We start from the raw sequence: 17868 nt of genomic DNA, 5'->3' as shown, positions 1-17868 counted from the left end.
AGCCCGATGGCCCGGCTACGGGCGTCGTCCCGGCCGAGCCGGACCCGGCCGCTCCGGCCGAGCCGGACCCGGCCGCTCCGGCCGAGCCGGACCCGGCCACCCCGGCCCCGGCCACGGGCGCTACCCCGGCCACCCCGGCCCCCGCCACGGAAGCCCCCCAGGCCCCCCAGGCCCCCGAGGCCCCCCAGGCCACACCGGCCAAGGCCGCCGAAGGCTCGTCGCCCGCGGCGGCGGAGCCCGAGGGTGGGGGCGCAGCCTCCGAGAGCGGCGGGCCGCCCGCAGGGCGGGGAGATGCCGCAGAGACCACCGAGACCACCGACCCCGCCGGAGGCGACCCCGCGTGAACGACGCACTCGACGTCGCCGTCCGGCTTCTGATCGTCTTCGGACTGTTCCTCGTCCTGCCCCTGGTCGTCGGGCAGACCGAGCACAAGGTCATGGCCCACATGCAGGGCCGCCTCGGCCCCATGTACGCCGGCGGCTTCCACGGCTGGGCCCAGCTCGTCGCCGACGGCGTGAAGTTCGCGCAGAAGGAGGACGTCGTCCCGAAGGACGCCGACCGCCGGGTCTTCCAGATCGCGCCGGCCGTCGCCCTCCTCCCGTACCTCCTCGTCCTCCTCGCGATCCCGATCGGGCCGAGCGAGGGCGCCGTCGGCCAGGTCGTCGACGCGGGCATCTTCTTCGTGCTGGCGGTCATGGGCGTCGGCGTGCTCGGCAGCCTCATGGCCGGCTGGGCCTCCGCCAACAAGTTCTCCCTGCTCGGCGGCCTCCGTACCGCCGCGCAGCTGCTCGCCTACGAGCTCCCGATGCTGCTCGCCGCCGCCTCCGTCGCGATGGCCGCCGGCACCGTCTCCCTCCCCGGCATCCTGAACGCCTTCGAGTGGTGGTGGCTGCCCTGGCAGATCGTCGGCGCGATCGTCTTCTTCGTGGCCGGTCTCGCCGAGCTCCAGCGGCCGCCGTTCGACATGCCGGTCGCCGACTCGGAGATCATCTTCGGCGCGTACACCGAGTACACCGGCCTCCGCTTCGCGCTGTTCCTGCTCGCCGAGTACGCGGGCATCGTCGTCCTCTGCGGTCTCACCACCGTCCTCTTCCTCGGCGGCTGGCACGGCCCCTTCGGCGCCGACGGCCTCGGCTGGGTCTGGACCCTCCTCAAGACCGCCGTCCTCGCCTTCGTCGTGATCTGGCTGCGGGTGACCTACCCGCGCCTGCGCGAGGACCAGCTCCAGAAGCTGGCCTGGACGACGCTCGTCCCGCTCGCCCTCGCGCAGATCGCGCTCACCGGCATCGTGAAGGTGGCGATCCAGTAATGCCCATCCCCGGCTCCGGCCTCGCCAAGGGTCTCGCCGTCACGCTCCGCACGATGACGAGGAAGACCGTCACCGCGCAGTACCCGGACGTCCAGCCCGAGCTGCCGCCCCGCACCCGCGGGGTCATCGGACTGTTCGAGGAGAACTGCACGGTCTGCATGCTCTGCGCCCGTGAGTGCCCCGACTGGTGCATCTACATCGACTCCCACAAGGAGACGGTGCCGCCCGCCGCCCCCGGCGGCCGCGAACGCAGCCGGAACGTCCTCGACCGCTTCGCCATCGACTTCTCGCTCTGCATGTACTGCGGCATCTGCATCGAGGTGTGCCCCTTCGACGCGCTCTTCTGGTCGCCCGAGTTCGAGTACGCGGAGACCGACATCCACGAGCTGACCCACGAGCGGGACAAGCTCCGCGAGTGGATGTGGACGGTCCCCGAGCCGCCCGCGCTCGACCCGAAGGCGGAGGAACCGAAGGAGATCGCCGCGGCCCGCAAGGCAGCCGAGAAGGCGGCGGAGAAGGCAGCGGCCGAGGCAGCAGCCCAGGCACAGGCCCAGGACGAGGCAGAGGCCCAGTCCCAGGCCCAGGAGGAGCAGCAGTGATCCTGGCAGCACAAGCGGCCGCGGAGACCCCCGGCTTCCTCTCGCCCTCCGGCGTCGAGATCGTCTTCCTCCTCGTCGGCCTCGTGACCCTCGGCGCCGCCGTCGTCACCGTCACCACCCGCCAGCTCGTCCACGCCGCCCTCTGGCTGGTCGTGGCGCTCGGCGGGCTCGCCGTCGAGTACCTCCTCCTGACCGCCGAGTTCATCGCCTGGGTCCAGGTGCTGATCTACGTCGGCTCCGTCGTCGTCCTCCTCCTCTTCGGCCTCATGCTCACCAAGGCCCCCATCGGCCGCTCCCCGGACGCCGACTCCGGCAACCGCCCGGTCGCCCTCGGCGTCGCGCTCGCCGCCGCCGCCGCGCTCGTCTGGGTCGTCGTCGACGCGTTCCGTACGACCTGGATCGACCTCGACGGCGCGGTCCAGGGCTCCACCGAGGTCACCGGCGCCACCCTCTTCAAGCACTGGGTGCTGCCCTTCGAGGCCCTCTCGGTGCTCCTCCTGGCCGCGCTGGTCGGCGCGATCGTCCTCTCCCGCAAGAAGGAGCAGGAGCGCTGATGCACCTCGCCTATCCCGCGGTCCTCGCCGCCCTCCTCTTCTGTGTCGGCGTGTACGGCGTCCTCGCCCGCCGCAACGCGATCCTGGTCCTGATGTCCGTCGAGCTGATGCTCAACGCCGTCAACCTCAACCTGGTCGCCTTCGACGTCTGGCTCCGCGACACCCTGCACGCCGGACAGGCCCTCACCCTCTTCACCATCGCCGTCGCTGCCGCGGAGATCGGCATCGGCCTCGCGATCGTCCTGATGGTCCACCGCAACCGCGGCACCGCGGACGTCGACCGCCTCCGCGACACGGCGGAGCGGCCCGGATCCCCGGACGACGGACCCGACGACGGGGGCGCGCCCGGGACGCCCACAGACGAGACGCCCCACGGCGAGAAGGCCGAGGCCACCGCGTGACCACCACGACCCTCGCCGTCCTCGTCCCCCTCCTGCCCTTCCTCGGCTCCGTCGCCGGACTCCTCCTGGGCCGCACCGCGCCCGGCTTCGTCCGGCCCCTCGCCGTGCTCCCGACGCTCGTGGCGGCCGTCCTCGCCGCCGTGGTCGCCGCACGGCAGGGCGGCGGCAAGGCGATCGACGCGGCCACCCAGCTCACCCCGACCGGCTCGGTCCCCATCGACCTGGCCCTGTACATCGACGGCTTCGCCGCCCTCGTCGCCGTCCTCGTCGGCGTGGTCGCGACCTGCGTGCAGATCTACTCGACGGGCTACCTCCGCGACGACCCCCGCTACCCCTCGTACGCCGCGCTCGTCTCCCTCTTCACCTCCGCGATGCTGCTCGTCGTCTACTCCGGCGACCTGATGGTGCTCCTGGTCGGCTGGGAGATCATGGGCATCTGCTCGTACTTCCTCGTCGGCCACTACTGGGAGACCCCCGAGGCGCGGGCCGCCTCCCTCAAGGCCTTCCTCGTCACCAAGCTCGGCGACGTCCCCTTCCTCATCGGTCTCTTCGCGCTCGCCACCGACGCCGGCACCTTCCGGATCACCGGTGTCCTCGACGCCGTCGCGAGCGGCGGCCTCGACCACCCCACCCTGATCGCGCTGCTGCTGCTCGCGGGCGTGGCCGGCAAGTCCGCGCAGTTCCCGCTGCACACCTGGCTTCCCGACGCGATGGCCGGCCCCACCCCCGTCTCCGCGCTCATCCACGCGGCGACGATGGTCGCCGCCGGCATCTACTTCACGGCCCGGCTGCTGCCCGTCTTCGCCGAGTCCGCCGCCGCGATGACGGTGCTCGCCGTCATGGCCGCGATCACGATGGTCGGCTCGGCCCTGGCCGCGCTCGCCCAGGACGACATCAAGCGGGTCCTCGCCTACTCGACGATCGGTCAGCTCGGCTACATGGCCGGCGCCCTCGCCGTCGGCGACCGCGGGGCCGCCGTCTTCCACCTGCTCTCGCACGCCGCCTTCAAGGCGCTGCTCTTCCTCGCCGCCGGCACGGTCATCCACGCCGCCGGGACGAACTCGCTCACCGCCATGTCCCGCATGAGCGGCCTCGCGAAGCGCGTCCCCGACGCGTACTGGACGATGACCGTCGCCCTCCTCGCGCTCGCCGCGATCCCGCCGTTCGCCGGCTTCTTCTCCAAGGAAGCCGTCCTCGTGGCCGCCGAGCACACCGCGCTCGGGGACCAGACCATCCAGCCGGCTCCCGCCGGGGCCGGCTGGACCGTCCTCGTCGCCGGGCTGCTCACCGCCCTCCTCACCGCGGCCTACGCCCTCCGCCTGTGGCTGCGGACCTTCCGCGGCCGGGGCGCCGAGGCCCCCGACCACGGCCGCCAGCCGATCGCCATGACGACCGTCCTGTGGGTCCTCGCGATCCCCTCCCTGGGCTTCGGACTGACCGTCACCTACCTCGACGACTGGTTCGACGGCCACGCCCTCACCCCGACCGTCACCACGGCCGTCCTCGGCACGGGTCTCGCCGCCGCCGGCGCCGTGATCACGTACGCGGTCTGGCGCACCCTCGCGGCGAGGACCCCGGTCGCCGGCCCCGTACCGCTCCCGCACGTGGCCCACCCCGACGCCGACGCCGGCCTGGTCGAGGCCGAGGCGCTGCACCTGCCGCACCCCGCCGAGGACCCGGCCGACCCCGGCCGCGCCCTCCTCGGGTCGCTGCACGCCCCCGCCGCCGACGGCTTCCACCTGGACGCCGTCTACCGGGCCGCCTTCGTCCGCCCCGTCCTCGCCGCCGCCTCCCTGGTCCGCTTCCTGGACCGCGAGGTCGTCGACACCTACGTCCGCGCCGCGGGCACCTCCGCCAAGGGGCTCGGCTGGCTCGTCCGCCGCGCCCAGACCGGCAACGTCCAGACCTATCTGAGCGCCCTGCTCGCCGGCTCCGTCGTCCTGGTGATCGCCGCAGTCGCCCTCGCCAACGCCGTCGCCGGAGCGTGAGCCGTGATCGATATCAGCGAATCCGTGATGCAGTTCCTTCTCGCGTTCACCGTCGTCGGCCCGCTCCTCGGCGCGGCCGCCGCCCTCCTCCCGGCCCCGCCCGGGCTGAAGGGGAAGTCCCCGGACCAGGCCGTGCTCCGCCACGGCGTCACCGTCACCGGCGTCATCCTGCTGGCCGCGATCGTCCTCGCGATCGGCTTCGACCACGACCGGCCGTCGAGGATGCAGGCCACGACGGACATCACGTGGATCCCCGCACTCGACGTGCGCATCCACCTCGGCATCGACGGCATCTCCCTCCCCCTGCTGGTCCTGACCGCGCTGCTGACCTTCCTCTGCGCGCTGTACAGCTACTTCAAGATGCCGAGCGGGCCTTCCCCCAAGGCCTTCGTCGCGCTGCTCCTGGTCCTGGAGTCCGGCACCCTGGCGACCTTCGCCGTCCTCGACCTCGTCCTGTTCTTCCTGGCCTTCGAGATGGTCCTCATCCCGATGTACTTCCTCATCGCCCGCTGGGGCGGCGAGGGCAGGCGGGCCGCCGCCTGGAAGTTCATCCTCTACACGCTGCTCGGCTCCGTCGTCATGCTGCTGGGCCTGCTCCTCATCGGCGTACAGGCCGGCACGTTCGACATGGTGGCACTCGCCGCCGACAACGGCCGTGGACTGAGCACGACCGTGCAGGTCACCGCCGTTCTCGCGATCGGTCTCGGGCTCGCGGTGAAGACCCCGATGTGGCCGCTGCACAGCTGGCTCCCGGACGCCCACACCGCCGCCCCGACCGTCGGCTCCGTCCTCCTCGCCGGCGTCCTGCTCAAGATGGGCACGTACGGCTTCGTCCGCATCGTGCTGCCGATCGCCCCCGACGGCATGCGGACCTTCGCGCCGTACCTCGCGGCCTTCGCCGTCGCCGGGATCGTCTACGGATCGCTCGCCTGCCTCGCCCTCGTGCGCCCCGGCGCCAAGGGCGACCTCAAGCGGCTCATCGCGTACTCCTCCGTCGGCCACATGGGCTTCGTCCTCCTCGGCATCGCCACCATGACGCCCACCGGGGTCAACGGCGCCCTCTTCGCCAACATCGCCCACGGCCTCGTCACCGGCCTCCTCTTCTTCCTGGTCGGCGCCCTCAAAGACCGGTACGGCACCGCCGACCTCGACACCCTCGCCGGGGCCACCGGCGCCGCCCTCTACGGCCGCGCCCCGCGCCTCGGCGCCCTCCTCGCCTTCGCCGCCGTCGCCTCCCTGGGACTCCCCGGCCTGGCCGGCTTCTGGGGCGAGATGCTGGCCCTCTTCGGCGCCTTCGAACCCGCCGAGGGCCTCAGCCGCCCCGCCTTCCTCACCTTCATGGCGATCGGCGCGTTCGGCACCCTCCTCACCGCCGCCTATCTCCTCCTCGTCATCCGCCGCGTCTGCATGGGCGGCCCCCGCCCGGCGGGGGAGACGGCGATCGCCGACGTCCAGGGCTACGAGTTCGCCGCCTGGACCCCGCTCGTCGCCCTCACCGTCCTCGCCGGACTCTGGCCCGCCGTCCTCCTCGGCCTCACCGACCCGGCCGTCCAGCAGCTCCTCGCCGGAGGTACCCGATGACGCCCGTGACGACGCTCGCCAGCGAGCCGAGCGAGTCGCTCGTCCAGTCCATCGACTGGCTCACGATCGCGCCCCCGACCCTCACGGCCGTGGTCGCCCTCGTCGTCCTCGTCGCCGACCTCTTCGTCCCTCCGGAGCACAAGCGGCTCCTCGGCTGGACCGCGATCGGCGGCCTCGTCGCCGCCCTCGCCCTCCTCGTCCCGCTGCGGGCCGGCGACCGCTCCACCTTCTGTCTCACCCCCGAGGCCCAGGCCCAGGGGCACGCGGCCGCGTGCAGCTACACCGCCGACCACTTCACCCTCGTCGTCCAGCTGCTCGTCCTCGGCGGCGCGCTGCTCACCGCGATCCTCTCCCTGGACGAGACCCGCGAGAGGCTCCCGGCCGGCGAGTTCTGGTTCCTGCTGCTCTCCTCGGCCGCCGGCGCGGCCCTGCTGCCCGCCTCCCGTGACCTCGCGACGCTCGTCGTCGCCCTCGAAGTGGCCTCGCTGCCCGCCTTCGCGCTCGTCGGCCTCAAGCGCGGCGACCGCATGTCCGGCGAGGCCGCGCTCAAGTTCTTCCTCTCCTCCGTCACCGCGACCGCCGTCACCCTGCTCGGCGTCAGCTTCGTGTACGCGGCGACCGGCACCCTCCACCTCACGGAGATCGCCGAGCGCCTCGACTCCGTCCCCGGACAGCTGGAGACGCTCGCCCAGGCCGGCGTCGCCCTCACCCTCGTCGGCTTCGCCTTCAAGACGGCCGCCGTCCCCTTCCACTTCTGGGTCCCCGACACCTACGTCGGCGCCCCGCTGCCCGTCGCCGCCTACCTCTCCGTGGTCGGCAAGGCCGTCGGCTTCACCGGGCTCATCCTCGTGACGGTCGTCGCGTTCCCCTCGTACGCGGACGTCTGGGGCCCGGCGCTCGCCGTCCTCGCCGCGCTCACCATGACCGCCGGCAACGTCGCCGCCCTCCGCCAGGTCTCCACGCGCGCGTGGAGCGCGGTCCGGCTGCTCGCCTGGTCCTCCGTCGCCCAGGCCGGCTACCTCCTGGTGCCGATCGCCGCCGCCGCGTACTCCGACGACGACCAGGTCGGCGCCACCGTCGCGTACGCCCTGATGTACGCCGTCGTGAACCTCGGCGCCTTCGCGGTCGTCGCCCTCGTCGCCCGCACCCGCCCGGCGAACCGGATCGAGGACTACCGGGGCCTGTACGCGGCCAGCCCCGCCGCCGCCCTCGCGCTCGGGTTCTTCCTCCTGAATCTGGCCGGTTTGCCCCCGGGTATCATCGGCCTCTTCGCCAAGGTGACCGTCTTCTCGTCGGCCGTCGACGCGGGCCTCGGCTGGCTGGCCGTGGTGATGGGCCTCAACGTCGTGATCGCGCTGTATTACTACCTGCGCTGGACGGCAGTGCTCTTCCGCGCGCCGGTCGGTGCCCCCGTCCCCCACAGGGCCTCCGTGCCGGTCACCGTGGCGATCGCGCTGACCGCCGCAGGCGGAGTCGTCCTGTCGGGCTACCCGCAGTTCGCCCTCCGCTTCGCGGCGGACAGCCTCTTCTGACCCCCCACAAAGAAACACCGAGGAGCAACACCCCGTGCTGAACGGATTCAAGGACTTCATACTTCGCGGGAACGTCATCTCGATGGCCATCGGTCTGGCCGTCGGAACCGCGTTCACGGCCGTCGTCACGGGCTTCAGCAAGGCCTTCATCACCCCGCTCATCGGTCTCGCCACCGGCTCTGTCGGCGACTTCAGCGAGGCGAAGTTCAGCGTCGGCAAGACCGTCTTCCCTTACGGCCTCGCCATCTCCGCCGCCATAGCCTTCGTCATCACCGCCGCGGTCCTCTACTTCCTCATCGTCGCCCCGCTGGCGAAGGTCCAGGAGAGGTTCGCCAAGGAGGAGGCCGCCGACCCCAAGTCGGAGAAGCGCGACTGCCCCCGCTGCTTCACCGAGATCCCGGCGATCGCCTCCCGCTGCGCCCACTGCACCAGCGAGATCGAGCCCATCACCGCCGGCCTGGAGCCGGAGAAGATCGCGGTCCCGGCCGCCCGCTGAGGGCAGCCTTCACCCGAACGGCCCCCATGCCGGTCCGGCCGCCCCGGTAAGGCCGGGGGAACCCGAGCCTCCCGCCTGGCGTTGACCAGTACGGGAGGGTCCACTGGACGAGTGGACCACCACGAAGCAAAGGGTTCCCCTGCCGCACCACTTGGAGGGCGTACCGTGCACCGCCGGCGCAACGGGCTGAGGACCGCCGTCCTCCTCGGAGGGCTCTCCGCCCTCATCATCGTCATCGGCAGCTTCTTCGGCCGGACGGGGCTGATCGTCGCGCTCTTCGTGGCGCTCGGCACCAACGCGTACGCGTACTGGAACAGCGACAAGCTGGCGCTGCGGGCCATGCGGGCCCGCCCGGTCAGCGAGTTCGAGGCTCCCGCGCTGTACAAGATGGTGCGCGAGCTCTCCACGCAGGCCCGCCAGCCGATGCCGCGGCTCTACATCTCGCCGACCCAGGCGCCCAACGCCTTCGCGACCGGCCGCAACCCGCGCAACGCCGCCGTCTGCTGCACCGAGGGCATCCTCGCGATCCTCGACGAGCGCGAGCTGCGCGGGGTCATCGGCCACGAGCTGAGCCACGTCTACAACCGGGACATCCTCATCTCCTCGGTCGCCGGAGCACTCGCCTCCGTGATCATGTTCCTGGTCAACTTCGCCTGGCTGATCCCCGTCGGCCGCTCCAACGACGACGACGGCCCAGGCCTCCTCGGCATGCTGCTGGTCATGATCCTCGGCCCGATCGCCGCCTCGGTGATCCAGCTCTCCATCTCCCGATCCCGGGAGTACGAGGCGGACGCCTCCGGAGCCCAGCTCACCGGCGACCCACTCGCCCTGGCCAGCGCCCTGCGGAAGCTCGACGCGGGCACCAAGCAGCTGCCGCTGCCGCCCGAGCCCCGGATCGAGACGGCGAGCCACATGATGATCGCCAACCCGTTCCGCCCCGGCAAGGGCATGTCCAAGATGTTCTCCACCCATCCGCCGATGGCCGAGCGCATCGCCCGGCTCGAACAGATGGCAGGTCACCGCCCGTGAAGACCATCCTCAACATCATCTGGCTCATCCTCTGCGGATTCTGGATGTTCCTGGGCTACATGCTCGCGGGCGTCCTGCTCTGCATCACGATCATCGGTATCCCCTTCGGCCTCGCCGCGTTCCGCATCGGCCTCTACGCCCTGTGGCCCTTCGGGTACACGGTCGTCGACCGCCACGACGCGGGCGCCCCCTCCTGCGTGGGCAACGTGCTGTGGCTGATCCTCGCCGGCTGGTGGCTGGCCCTCGGCCACATCGCCACCGGCATCGCCCTCTGCATCACGATCATCGGCATCCCGCTCGGCATCGCGAACTTCAAGCTGATCCCGGTGTCGCTGCTCCCCCTCGGCAAGGAGATCGTCCGTACGGACCAGGCGTACGCGGCCCGCTGATGCGGTTCCCCCGTTACGCGCTGGTGCCCGCCCCCGGCGATCCCGCCCGCCACGTCGTCCTGGCCCTCTGCGCCGACGTGGCGGGCCTCTTCGCCGAACCCGCCCGCCCCGCCCGGGTCCGCTACGAGCTCCGCGGCTGCGAACCGCGCGGCGCGCTGTCCCGGGCCGTCGCCCAGGCCGTCGTCGAGGGCACGGCGCCCTTCGGGACGCTCGTCGTCGACCTCCACGGCACCGGGTGGGCCCTCGCGGACACCCGCGTCCTCGGCATGCGCGGCGACGTCGTCACGGTGGAGGCGGCCGGCGCACCGCACCGCGTCCACCACCCGCCCGACCCGGTCCCGTGCGGGAACCTGATCCGGGTCACGCCCGCCGCACCCGAGGAGGAGACCCACACCGACGTCACCTTCGTCGGCTGCTCCCCGCGCGGCGAGCTCCGCGACGCCCTCGACGCGGGAGCGGACGACTTCCGCGAAGTGCGCTACCAGGGCCTGACCCGCACCGGGACCGGGCACTACGAGGGCGAGGCGGGCCGCATCACCGGCTGGGACACCTCCACCGGCCACCGCGGCCTCGTCGACCTCACCCTGTCCTTCCCGCGTACGCGGCTGGTGCCGCCCGCGACCGGCGAGATATGGGACCTGTTCTGGCGGGCGAGGCCCGCCGAGCCCGGCACCTGGCGGCGGTTCACCGGTGCGGCGCGCGGCGAGTGGCTGGACCGGGCGGCCGCCCACGGCCCGCACGGCGCGCCGGGGCTCGTCCCCGGCGCCGCGTACCACCTCGACGGCACCGACGTCGTCGACGAGGACTCGTTCCGGTGCGCGCTGGGGGAGGCCGTGCTCGGCCCCGGCCGCTGCTTCCCCGCGGGAGGCGCCGGAGCGATCGGCGAGGAGCTGTCCGGCGCCACCGTCGTCTGGCACCACGCCGACGTGGCCCGCGCCTGCCTGGGTGTCCTGCCCTACAGCGGGCGCCGCCCGGCGACCTTCCAGGAGCTCGTCGAGGAGCTCACGGACGCGGGGGTACGGCTCGTCCTCGACTGACCGCCCAGGCCACGACGCCCGCCGCGAGGACCCCGGACCCCGCGAGGACCGACCCGAGCGGCAGCGCGAACGCGAGCACCGCGCAGCCGACGATCCCGAGCGCGGCGAGCGGCCGGCTCCGGCCCCCCAGGGTCCAGGCCGAGGCGTTCGCGATCCCGTAGTAGACGAGCACGCCGAACGACGAGAAGCCGATCGCGTCCCGCACGTCCGCCGTCGCCGCCACCACGGCCACCACCGCGCCCACGGCGAGCTCGGCCCGGTGCGGCACCCGGAAGCGGGGGTGCACGGCGGCGAGCGCGCCCGGCAGGTATCCGTCCCGCGCCATCGCCAGGGTCGTCCGGGACACCCCGAGGATCAGCGAGAGCAGCGAGCCGAGCGCGGCGACCGCCGCCCCCACCGTGACGAGCGGCACCAGCCACTCCGCGTCCGCCGCGCGGGCCGCGTCGGCGAGCGGCGCGGGGGAGGCGGCCAGGGCGTCGGGCCCCAGGACGGCGAGCACGCTCACCGTGACCGCCGCGTAGACGGCGAGCGCGATCCCGAGGGCCACGGGCACCGCCCGGGGGATCGTGCGGGCCGGATCGCGGACCTCCTCGCCGAGCGTGGCGATGCGCGCGTACCCCGCGAATGCGAAGAAGAGCAAACCGGCGGCCTGGAAGACCGAGCCCCCGACGAGCTCCCCGCCGAGCGTCGGCCGGGCGGCCTCACCGGCCCCGAGGGACACCACGACGACACAGGCGAGGACGGCCAGGACCACCGCCACGACGACCCGTGTGAGCAGTGCCGACTTCTGAACTCCCCGGTAGTTGACGGCGGTCAGGGCCACCACGGCGGCGACCGCCACCGCATGCGCGTGCGCGGGCCAGACGTACGCTCCGACGGTCAGCGCCATCGCCGCGCACGAGGCGGTCTTGCCGACCACGAAGGCCCAGCCGGCCATGTACCCCCAGAAGGAACCGAGGCGTTCGCGACCGTACACATACGTGCCGCCGGAGGCCGGGTAGAGGGCGGCGAGCCGGGCCGAGGCCATGGCGTTGGCGTAGGCGACGACGGCGGCGATCCCGAGCGCCCAGAGGAGCCCCGCCCCGGACCCGGCCGCACCGGCCGCCGGTCCGAGCGCCACGAAGATCCCGGCCCCGATCATCGAGCCGAGCCCGATCACGACCGCGTCGAAGACGCCGAGCGACCGGCGCAGTTCCTCTGCCACGACATCAGCCTAGAGGGCGGTCACCAACCGGTCTCCCGCAGCGTGATGTTGAGCCGCCCGGCCAGACCGAGCGCCGGATCGGCCGTCCCCGGACGGACCGCGGGCACCCCGTGGTGCACCCACCGCGAAGCCCCGCCGAAGACGAAGAGGTCACCGGAGACCAGCTCGACGTCCCGGTAGGGCCGCCCGCGGTTCTCCGCGTTCCCGAGCCGGAAGACACAGGAGTCCCCGAGGCTCAACGACACCACCGGAGCCCCGGACCGCTCCTCCTTGTCCTGGTGCATGCCCATCCTGGCGCCGGCCCCGTAGAAGTTCACCAAGGCCGTGTCAGGCGAGAACCCTCCGAGCCCGCCGCTCTCCCCGTACGCCTCGACGACCGCCTCCCGCCCCAACGCGGCCAGCCAGTCGGGCAGTTCGACGCCGACGGAGTCGAGATAGCGGTACGGCTCCCATCGCCGGCCCAGACACAGCGACCGCACCGACATGACACCCCCGCCCGGCAGCACGGTCCGCCGGTACGAGTCCGGCCCGCGCCCCCACTCCCGGCAGGCGTCCACCAACTCCCGCTGCCGCGCGAGCGACAGCCACCCGGGCACGTGCACGGCCCCGGGCGCGACGACGGCCCGCTCGCGGGGAAAGAGCCCCTCGCTCACACGGACCCCGCCGGACCACCCTCAAGCCCCAGCAGCCGCTGCTTCCGCTCCACCCCGGCGGCGTACCCGCGCAGGCTCCCGTCGGCCCCGATCACCCGGTGGCAGGGCCGCACCACGAGCAGCGGATTGCGCCCGATCGCGGTGCCCACGGCCCGCACCCCGGCCCCGGAGGAGCCGACGAGCCGGGCGATGTCCCCGTAGGACACGGTCGTCCCGTACGGGATCTCCTCCAGGGCGCGCCAGACGCGCCGCTGGAACTCCGTACCGCCGTCGAGGTCGTACGGGAGGTCGAACCGGTCCCGCCGCCCGGCGAAGTACTCGCCCAGCTGCCGGGCCGCCTCGGCGAAGGCCTCGGGCGCGTGCGTCCACCCGTCCTCGACCTCGACGCCGCCCTTCTGCCCCGGCAGGGACAGCGAGCGCAGCACGGCACGGCCCCCTTCGGCGAGCTGCCCGACCAGCAGCATCTCGCCCAGGGGGCCGTCGACGTACGCGTACACGGTCATGACTGGTTCCTCTCCCCGCACGGGTCTCTCACGACCCAGTGTGCGGGGCCCGCCACCCTTCCGGCTGGCGGAATTCGGACACAAGCATCGACCGGGCGGTCGGGTCAGCGGTAGTTCACGTACTGGAGGGCGAAGTCGAAGTCCTTGCCCTTGAGCAGCGCCTGGACGGCCTGCAGGTCGTCCCGGCTCTTCGAGCTGACACGCAGCTCGTCGCCCTGGACCTGCGCCTTGACGCCCTTGGGACCCTCGTCCCGGATGGCCTTCGCGACCTTCTTGGCGTTCTCCTGGGAGATGCCCTCGGTGATCGAGGCGAAGAGCTTGTACTCCTTGCCGGACAGCTGCGGCTCACCCTCGACGTCCAGCGACTTCAGCGAGATCCCGCGCTTGATCAGCTTGGTCTGGAAGATGTCGAGGATCGCCATGACGCGCTCCTCGCCGTTCGCCTGCATCAGGATCTTCTCGCCCGACCAGGAGATCGAGGCGTTGGTCCCCTTGAAGTCGTAGCGCTGGGAGATCTCCTTCACGGCCTGGTTGAGGGCGTTGTCGACCTCCTGCCGCTCGACCTTGGACACGATGTCGAAACTGGAGTCGGCCATGACTCGTGGCTCCTTGTTGGTTTGCTGTCGGGTACAGCCCAAAGCCTAGGGGGTTCGCCGCGACTCGAACCGCTGATCAATCCGGTGGCGAACCACCCCCTGGGATCAGGTATTGTTTACGTCGTTGCCACGGAACACCGCGAAAGCGGCTCCACGGCAGCGATCTCATGGCGATGTGCCCGAGTGGCCAATGGGAGCGGACTGTAAATCCGTCGGCTTAGCCTACCCAGGTTCGAATCCTGGCGTCGCCACGTGAAGAAGGTCCCCGGTGCTTGCACCGGGGACCTTCACTCGTTTCTGGGGGCCGTGGCCCCTCAGGGCCTGAGTGTCAGTTTCCGGCCACGTCCTTCACCGCGACCGAGAGCGGCGTCGAGCCGCTGATCAGCTCCAGGGTCAGGCCGGCCGTCGCCGGCGTGTCGAGGAGTTCCGCCAGGACCGCCGCCACGTCGTCCCGCGGCACCATCCCGCGGCCCGTATGGGCCTCCAGGCGGACCTGGCCCGTTCCCGCGTCGTTCGTCAGGGAGCCGGGGCGCAGGATCGTCCAGTCCAGGGCCGTACGGGCGCGGACCGAGTCGTCGGCGGCGCCCTTGGCGCGGAGGTAGGTGTCGAAGACCTCGTCGCCCGCGTGGGTCGCGTCCGCGCCCATCGAGGAGACCACGACATAGCGCCGTACGCCCGCCCGCTCCGCCGCGTCCGCGAAGAGCACGGCCGCAGCGCGGTCCACCGTGTCCTTGCGCTCCACCGAACTGCCCGGGCCCGCGCCCGCCGCGAAGACCGCCGCATCGGCGCCCTGGAGCACCGCGGCGACCATCTCCACCGACGCCGTCTCCAGATCGAGCACGACCGGCTCGGCGCCCGCCGCCCGTAGGTCGTCGCCCTGCTCGGGCCGGCGGATGATCCCCGCCACCTCGTGTCCGCCCGCCGCGAGCAGCCTCTCCAGGCGCAGGGCGATCTGTCCGTGTCCTCCAGCGATGACGATGCGCATACTCACGACCGTACGACGGGACCCGCCGGAGGGCTCCCCGGCTCGGGCGGCCGCTCCGGCCGGGCCTGCCTGGGCAGGTCGAGGGCGGCCGCCGAGTCGCAGTACTCCCGCACCGCGCTCGTCCGGGCCACCACGCGCCCCCGGTGCACCACGATCCTGCTGTACGCGAGGGACAGCACGCCCGCGAGCCGCTCGCCGCGCACCGCGAGCAGCTCCGCCGGGAAGCCGGCCTCCACCCGCACCTCCGGCAGCCCCATCGCGGCCCGAGCCCCCGCGCTCACCGCCGCGTACGCCTCCTGGGGCGGCAGCCCGCCGAGCGAGGCGAGCAGGTACGCCGCCTCCAGCGGGTCCCCGCGCCCCACCGGGTTCGCCATGTCCCGCAGCGCCCCGCTGCCCGCCGCGACCCGCACTCCGGCCGCCCGCAGCAGCCGGACCGGCGCCGCGCCGCGCAGCTCCGTGCCCCCGCAGCCGCCCTGCGGCAGGCACACCACCGTCACCCCGGCCGCCGCCAGCTGGTCCGCCGCCCGCCGCGCCGCGTCGGCGGGGAGCCGGCCGAGCCCGGCGCACGGACCGATCGTCACCCCGGGCCGCAGTCCGCCGGCCATCGCCGCGAGCCGGGCGAGCCGGGCCGGGTCGTCCCCGTCGGTGTGCAGGTCGACCGGGCAGCCGTGCTCGGCCGCGACCTCCAGGACCGCCTCCACGTACCCCGCCGGGTCCGGGTCGAGGTCCGGGCAGCCGCCGACCACGCCGGCGCCCATCTTCACCGCGTCCCGCAGCATCGCGAGCCCGTCCGCGCCCGCCACTCCGGTGAGGAGCCGGGGGACGGCGACGGCCGTGAGGTCGGCGAGGCCGCGCAGCGAGCGCCGCGCCTGGAGCACGGCCTCCAGGGACCCGAGCCCCTGCACGTCGCCGATCCGGACGTGCGCGCGCAGCGCGGTCGCGCCGTGGCCCAGCTGGAGGAGGGCGGCCTCGGTGGCCCGGCGCTGCACATCCTCGGGGGCGTACGAGACGGGGCCCGGGGTGTCGGCGGAGAGCGCGGTGTCGGCGTGGGCGTGGGGTTCGGCGGCGGCGGGCAGCAGCAGATAGCCGGCGAGGTCGACGCGGGAACCGGCGCCGGCGCTGAGACTGCCGGCCGTGCCCACGGCCTCGATCCGCCCGCCGACGAGCCGGACGTCCACGTTCCGGCCGTCGGTGAGGCGTGCGTGGGAGAGCAGGAGCGAGGTCGAGTCGGCGGTGGTGGCGGCCCCGTCCTCGGGTGGCTGGGGCTGCTTGCTGTCGGCTGACATCCGGGCTCCTCAAGGCTCCTCAAGATCAAGATCGCGCAAGGTGGGGCAGAGCCTAGGGCGGCTCGGACCGACCTTCGAGGAGGAGCGCAATAGTCGTACCGATGAGTCCACGTGTGGCGTACGTGACGCCTGGTGAGGGGCCTGGTCAGGGCCGTCGCGAAGGCACGGGGAAACGGATTTGGGTGATGGCCCGGAGACCGTGTAATGTCTTCCTCGCTCGCCCCAATAGCTCAGTCGGTAGAGCGTCTCCATGGTAAGGAGAAGGTCTACGGTTCGATTCCGTATTGGGGCTCTGGTGAGAAGGACCCCGCCTTCGGGCGGGATCCGGATCATCAAAGCGGTGTAGCTCAGTCGGTAGAGCAAGCGGCTCATAATCGCTGTGTCACCGGTTCAAGTCCGGTCACCGCTACACACGGTAGCCGATTGTGGGGTCGGTCCTGCGATCGGCTACTCTTTTATGCGTTCATCCATCCTATCCGTCCGTCAAGGAGCACTCACGTGGCTGCCACCGACGTCCGCCCGAAGATCACGCTGGCCTGCGTGGAGTGCAAGGAGCGGAACTACATCACCAAGAAGAACCGGCGTAACAACCCGGATCGCATGGAGATGAAGAAGCACTGCCCCCGCTGCAACTCGCACACTGCGCACCGCGAGACGCGCTAATCAGGCTCGTACACGAGGCCGTCCCCACCAGGGGGCGGCCTCGTGTCGTTTGTCGGCACGATCCGCAACACCGGCAACATCGGCAATGAATCCAGGAGGTATCGAGTCCATGGCGCTCGACCAGTCCTTCGTGGGCCGGACCTATCCGCCCACCGCGGCCTACGAGGTCGGCCGCGAGAAGATCCGCGAGTTCGCCGAGGCGATCGGTGACGCCAATCCCGCGTTCACCGACACCGAGGCGGCCAAGGCGCTCGGCCATTCCGACGTGATCGCCCCGCCCACCTTTGTGTTTGCCATCACATTCAAGGCCGCGGGCGCCGTCATCGAGGACCCGCAGCTCGGCCTCGACTACAGCCGCGTGGTCCACGGCGACCAGAAGTTCGCCTACACCCGGCCCGTACGCGCCGGGGACCGGCTCTCGGTCACCTCCACCATCGAGGCGATCAAGTCCCTCGCGGGCAACGACATCCTGGACATCCGCGGTGAGGTCCACGACGCCTCCGGCGAGCACGTCGTGACCGCCTGGACGAAGCTCGTCTCCCGCGCACCCGAGGGGGCCTGACCATGACCGCCAAGATCGCCTACGACGAGGTCGAGGTCGGCACCGAGCTGCCCGCGCAGAGCTTCCCCGTGACGCGCGCCACGCTCGTGCAGTACGCGGGCGCCTCCGGGGACTTCAACCCCATCCACTGGAACGAGAAGTTCGCGGTGGAGGTCGGCCTCCCGGACGTCATCGCCCACGGCATGTTCACCATGGCCGAGGCGATCCGCGTCGTCACCGACTGGGCCGGCGACCCCGCCGCCGTCGTCGAGTACGGCGTCCGCTTCACCAAGCCGGTCGTCGTCCCCAACGACGACCAGGGCGCCCTCATCGAGGTCAGCGCCAAGGTCGCCGCGAAGCTGGACGACCGGAAGGTGCGGGTCGACATCACCGCCATGAGCGCCGGCCAGAAGGTCCTGGGCATGTCGCGGGCCGTGGTCGAGCTCGCCTGACAGCCGAGAGCCCATAGCCCCATTGCGCATGCAATGGGGCTATGGGCTTCTTTCTCTCTCGTACTCTTGA

Annotated in this window: 20 protein-coding genes, 3 tRNA genes and 1 pseudogene; 18 read left to right on the top strand and 6 right to left on the bottom strand. The window is 72.2% G+C overall.

The annotated features are described in order from the left end of the window. The 12 genes and pseudogenes from SGA01_RS40970 to SGA01_RS10885 form a co-directional block, all read left to right on the top strand. Positions 1-344 (top strand): annotated as a pseudogene (locus SGA01_RS40970) (hypothetical protein); the annotation flags it as partial. After that, positions 341-1309 (top strand): complex I subunit 1/NuoH family protein, encoded by a 969-nt coding sequence (locus tag SGA01_RS10935; RefSeq protein ID WP_055641893.1) that lies wholly within the window; start codon positions 341-343, stop codon positions 1307-1309. The pseudogene SGA01_RS40970 and the gene SGA01_RS10935, both read left to right, overlap by 4 nt. Then, on the top strand, positions 1309-1908 hold the full coding sequence (locus SGA01_RS10930; RefSeq protein WP_141295822.1) for a NuoI/complex I 23 kDa subunit family protein: 600 nt from the start codon (positions 1309-1311) through the stop codon (positions 1906-1908). Before SGA01_RS10935 ends, SGA01_RS10930 begins: the two co-directional genes overlap by 1 nt. After that, a complete protein-coding gene (locus SGA01_RS10925; protein ID WP_229918383.1) occupies positions 1905-2462 on the top strand; it encodes an NADH-quinone oxidoreductase subunit J family protein in 558 nt (185 codons plus the stop codon). Before SGA01_RS10930 ends, SGA01_RS10925 begins: the two co-directional genes overlap by 4 nt. Beyond that, a complete protein-coding gene (nuoK, locus tag SGA01_RS10920) occupies positions 2462-2863 on the top strand; it encodes an NADH-quinone oxidoreductase subunit NuoK (RefSeq protein WP_055641891.1) in 402 nt (133 codons plus the stop codon). The genes SGA01_RS10925 and nuoK overlap by 1 nt, the downstream gene beginning before the upstream one ends. Beyond that, positions 2860-4851: an NADH-quinone oxidoreductase subunit 5 family protein gene (locus SGA01_RS10915; protein WP_141295819.1), complete on the top strand. Its 1992-nt coding sequence runs from the start codon at positions 2860-2862 to the stop codon at positions 4849-4851. Before nuoK ends, SGA01_RS10915 begins: the two co-directional genes overlap by 4 nt. Before the next feature lie 27 nt (positions 4852-4878). Further along, the gene (locus SGA01_RS10910; protein WP_141295883.1) at positions 4879-6432 is read left to right on the top strand and encodes a complex I subunit 4 family protein; all 1554 of its coding nucleotides are present in this window, start codon (positions 4879-4881) and stop codon (positions 6430-6432) included. Next, on the top strand, positions 6429-7964 hold the full coding sequence (locus SGA01_RS10905) for an NADH-quinone oxidoreductase subunit N (protein ID WP_141295816.1): 1536 nt from the start codon (positions 6429-6431) through the stop codon (positions 7962-7964). Before SGA01_RS10910 ends, SGA01_RS10905 begins: the two co-directional genes overlap by 4 nt. Positions 7965-7998: 34 nt before the next feature. Continuing rightward, positions 7999-8460 (top strand): large conductance mechanosensitive channel protein MscL, encoded by a 462-nt coding sequence (mscL, locus tag SGA01_RS10900; RefSeq protein WP_141295813.1) that lies wholly within the window; start codon positions 7999-8001, stop codon positions 8458-8460. Positions 8461-8625: 165 nt separating this feature from the next. Continuing rightward, the gene (gene htpX, locus SGA01_RS10895) at positions 8626-9489 is read left to right on the top strand and encodes a zinc metalloprotease HtpX (RefSeq protein WP_141295810.1); all 864 of its coding nucleotides are present in this window, start codon (positions 8626-8628) and stop codon (positions 9487-9489) included. Beyond that, on the top strand, positions 9486-9878 hold the full coding sequence (locus tag SGA01_RS10890) for a YccF domain-containing protein (protein WP_141295807.1): 393 nt from the start codon (positions 9486-9488) through the stop codon (positions 9876-9878). Before htpX ends, SGA01_RS10890 begins: the two co-directional genes overlap by 4 nt. Beyond that, positions 9878-10915 (top strand): barstar family protein, encoded by a 1038-nt coding sequence (locus SGA01_RS10885; protein ID WP_141295804.1) that lies wholly within the window; start codon positions 9878-9880, stop codon positions 10913-10915. Before SGA01_RS10890 ends, SGA01_RS10885 begins: the two co-directional genes overlap by 1 nt. Here the strand turns inward: SGA01_RS10885 and SGA01_RS10880 are convergent. The 4 genes from SGA01_RS10880 to SGA01_RS10865 all read right to left on the bottom strand — a co-directional run bounded on the left by SGA01_RS10880 (position 10881) and on the right by SGA01_RS10865 (position 13871). Continuing rightward, entirely contained in the window at positions 10881-12119 is a 1239-nt protein-coding gene (locus SGA01_RS10880) for an APC family permease (protein WP_141295801.1), read from the bottom strand. The two genes, SGA01_RS10885 and SGA01_RS10880, sit on opposite strands and share 35 nt — an antisense overlap. Before the next feature lie 20 nt (positions 12120-12139). Further along, the gene (locus SGA01_RS10875; RefSeq protein ID WP_141295798.1) at positions 12140-12772 is read right to left on the bottom strand and encodes an alpha-ketoglutarate-dependent dioxygenase AlkB family protein; all 633 of its coding nucleotides are present in this window, start codon (positions 12770-12772) and stop codon (positions 12140-12142) included. Further along, entirely contained in the window at positions 12769-13275 is a 507-nt protein-coding gene (locus SGA01_RS10870) for a methylated-DNA--[protein]-cysteine S-methyltransferase (RefSeq protein WP_141295794.1), read from the bottom strand. Before SGA01_RS10870 ends, SGA01_RS10875 begins: the two co-directional genes overlap by 4 nt. Positions 13276-13379: 104 nt before the next feature. Then, a complete protein-coding gene (locus tag SGA01_RS10865) occupies positions 13380-13871 on the bottom strand; it encodes a YajQ family cyclic di-GMP-binding protein (RefSeq protein ID WP_141295791.1) in 492 nt (163 codons plus the stop codon). Positions 13872-14040: 169 nt separating this feature from the next. Between SGA01_RS10865 and SGA01_RS10860 the strand changes: the two genes are divergently transcribed. Further along, positions 14041-14122, top strand: a tRNA-Tyr gene (locus SGA01_RS10860). A gap of 77 nt (positions 14123-14199) precedes the next feature. Here SGA01_RS10860 and SGA01_RS10855 read toward each other — a convergent pair. Together SGA01_RS10855 and SGA01_RS10850 are read right to left on the bottom strand one after the other, a co-directional pair. Next, positions 14200-14856, bottom strand: a complete 657-nt coding sequence (locus SGA01_RS10855; protein WP_055641879.1) for an NAD(P)H-binding protein — start codon at positions 14854-14856, stop codon at positions 14200-14202. A gap of 2 nt (positions 14857-14858) precedes the next feature. Beyond that, on the bottom strand, positions 14859-16142 hold the full coding sequence (locus tag SGA01_RS10850) for an amidohydrolase family protein (protein WP_141295788.1): 1284 nt from the start codon (positions 16140-16142) through the stop codon (positions 14859-14861). Positions 16143-16361: 219 nt separating this feature from the next. Between SGA01_RS10850 and SGA01_RS10845 the strand changes: the two genes are divergently transcribed. From SGA01_RS10845 to SGA01_RS10825, 5 genes are all read left to right on the top strand, one after another. Beyond that, positions 16362-16434: transfer RNA gene (locus SGA01_RS10845), tRNA-Thr, on the top strand. 44 nt (positions 16435-16478) lie between these two features. Continuing rightward, positions 16479-16551, top strand: a tRNA-Met gene (locus SGA01_RS10840). Between the two features lie 89 nt (positions 16552-16640). Continuing rightward, the gene (rpmG, locus tag SGA01_RS10835; protein ID WP_007265873.1) at positions 16641-16805 is read left to right on the top strand and encodes a 50S ribosomal protein L33; all 165 of its coding nucleotides are present in this window, start codon (positions 16641-16643) and stop codon (positions 16803-16805) included. A 109-nt stretch (positions 16806-16914) separates the two neighbouring features. Beyond that, positions 16915-17367: a MaoC family dehydratase N-terminal domain-containing protein gene (locus SGA01_RS10830; protein WP_055641877.1), complete on the top strand. Its 453-nt coding sequence runs from the start codon at positions 16915-16917 to the stop codon at positions 17365-17367. A 2-nt stretch (positions 17368-17369) separates the two neighbouring features. Beyond that, the gene (locus SGA01_RS10825) at positions 17370-17798 is read left to right on the top strand and encodes a MaoC family dehydratase (RefSeq protein ID WP_141295782.1); all 429 of its coding nucleotides are present in this window, start codon (positions 17370-17372) and stop codon (positions 17796-17798) included. The last annotated feature ends 70 nt before the right edge of the window (positions 17799-17868 follow it).

This window comes from Streptomyces gardneri (genome assembly GCF_006539185.1).
Lineage (GTDB): Bacteria > Actinomycetota > Actinomycetes > Streptomycetales > Streptomycetaceae > Streptomyces > Streptomyces gardneri.
Note: the sequence above shows the minus strand (reverse complement) of the source record. Positions and strands in the feature narration are given on the sequence as shown.

Excerpts from the sequence above, each read along its gene's own strand:
- SGA01_RS10930 (WP_141295822.1), top strand. The coding sequence starts at position 1,309 with ATGCCCATCCCCGGCTCCGGCCTCGCCAAGGGTCTCGCCGTCACGCTC.
- SGA01_RS10830 (WP_055641877.1), top strand. The coding sequence starts at position 16,915 with ATGGCGCTCGACCAGTCCTTCGTGGGCCGGACCTATCCGCCCACCGCG.
- SGA01_RS10865 (WP_141295791.1), bottom strand. The coding sequence starts at position 13,871 with ATGGCCGACTCCAGTTTCGACATCGTGTCCAAGGTCGAGCGGCAGGAG.
- SGA01_RS10885 (WP_141295804.1), top strand. The coding sequence starts at position 9,878 with ATGCGGTTCCCCCGTTACGCGCTGGTGCCCGCCCCCGGCGATCCCGCC.
- SGA01_RS10825 (WP_141295782.1), top strand. The coding sequence starts at position 17,370 with ATGACCGCCAAGATCGCCTACGACGAGGTCGAGGTCGGCACCGAGCTG.
- SGA01_RS10855 (WP_055641879.1), bottom strand. The coding sequence starts at position 14,856 with ATGCGCATCGTCATCGCTGGAGGACACGGACAGATCGCCCTGCGCCTG.
- SGA01_RS10905 (WP_141295816.1), top strand. The coding sequence starts at position 6,429 with ATGACGCCCGTGACGACGCTCGCCAGCGAGCCGAGCGAGTCGCTCGTC.
- nuoK (WP_055641891.1), top strand. The coding sequence starts at position 2,462 with ATGCACCTCGCCTATCCCGCGGTCCTCGCCGCCCTCCTCTTCTGTGTC.
- SGA01_RS10850 (WP_141295788.1), bottom strand. The coding sequence starts at position 16,142 with ATGTCAGCCGACAGCAAGCAGCCCCAGCCACCCGAGGACGGGGCCGCC.
- SGA01_RS10870 (WP_141295794.1), bottom strand. The coding sequence starts at position 13,275 with ATGACCGTGTACGCGTACGTCGACGGCCCCCTGGGCGAGATGCTGCTG.
- SGA01_RS10910 (WP_141295883.1), top strand. The coding sequence starts at position 4,879 with ATGCAGTTCCTTCTCGCGTTCACCGTCGTCGGCCCGCTCCTCGGCGCG.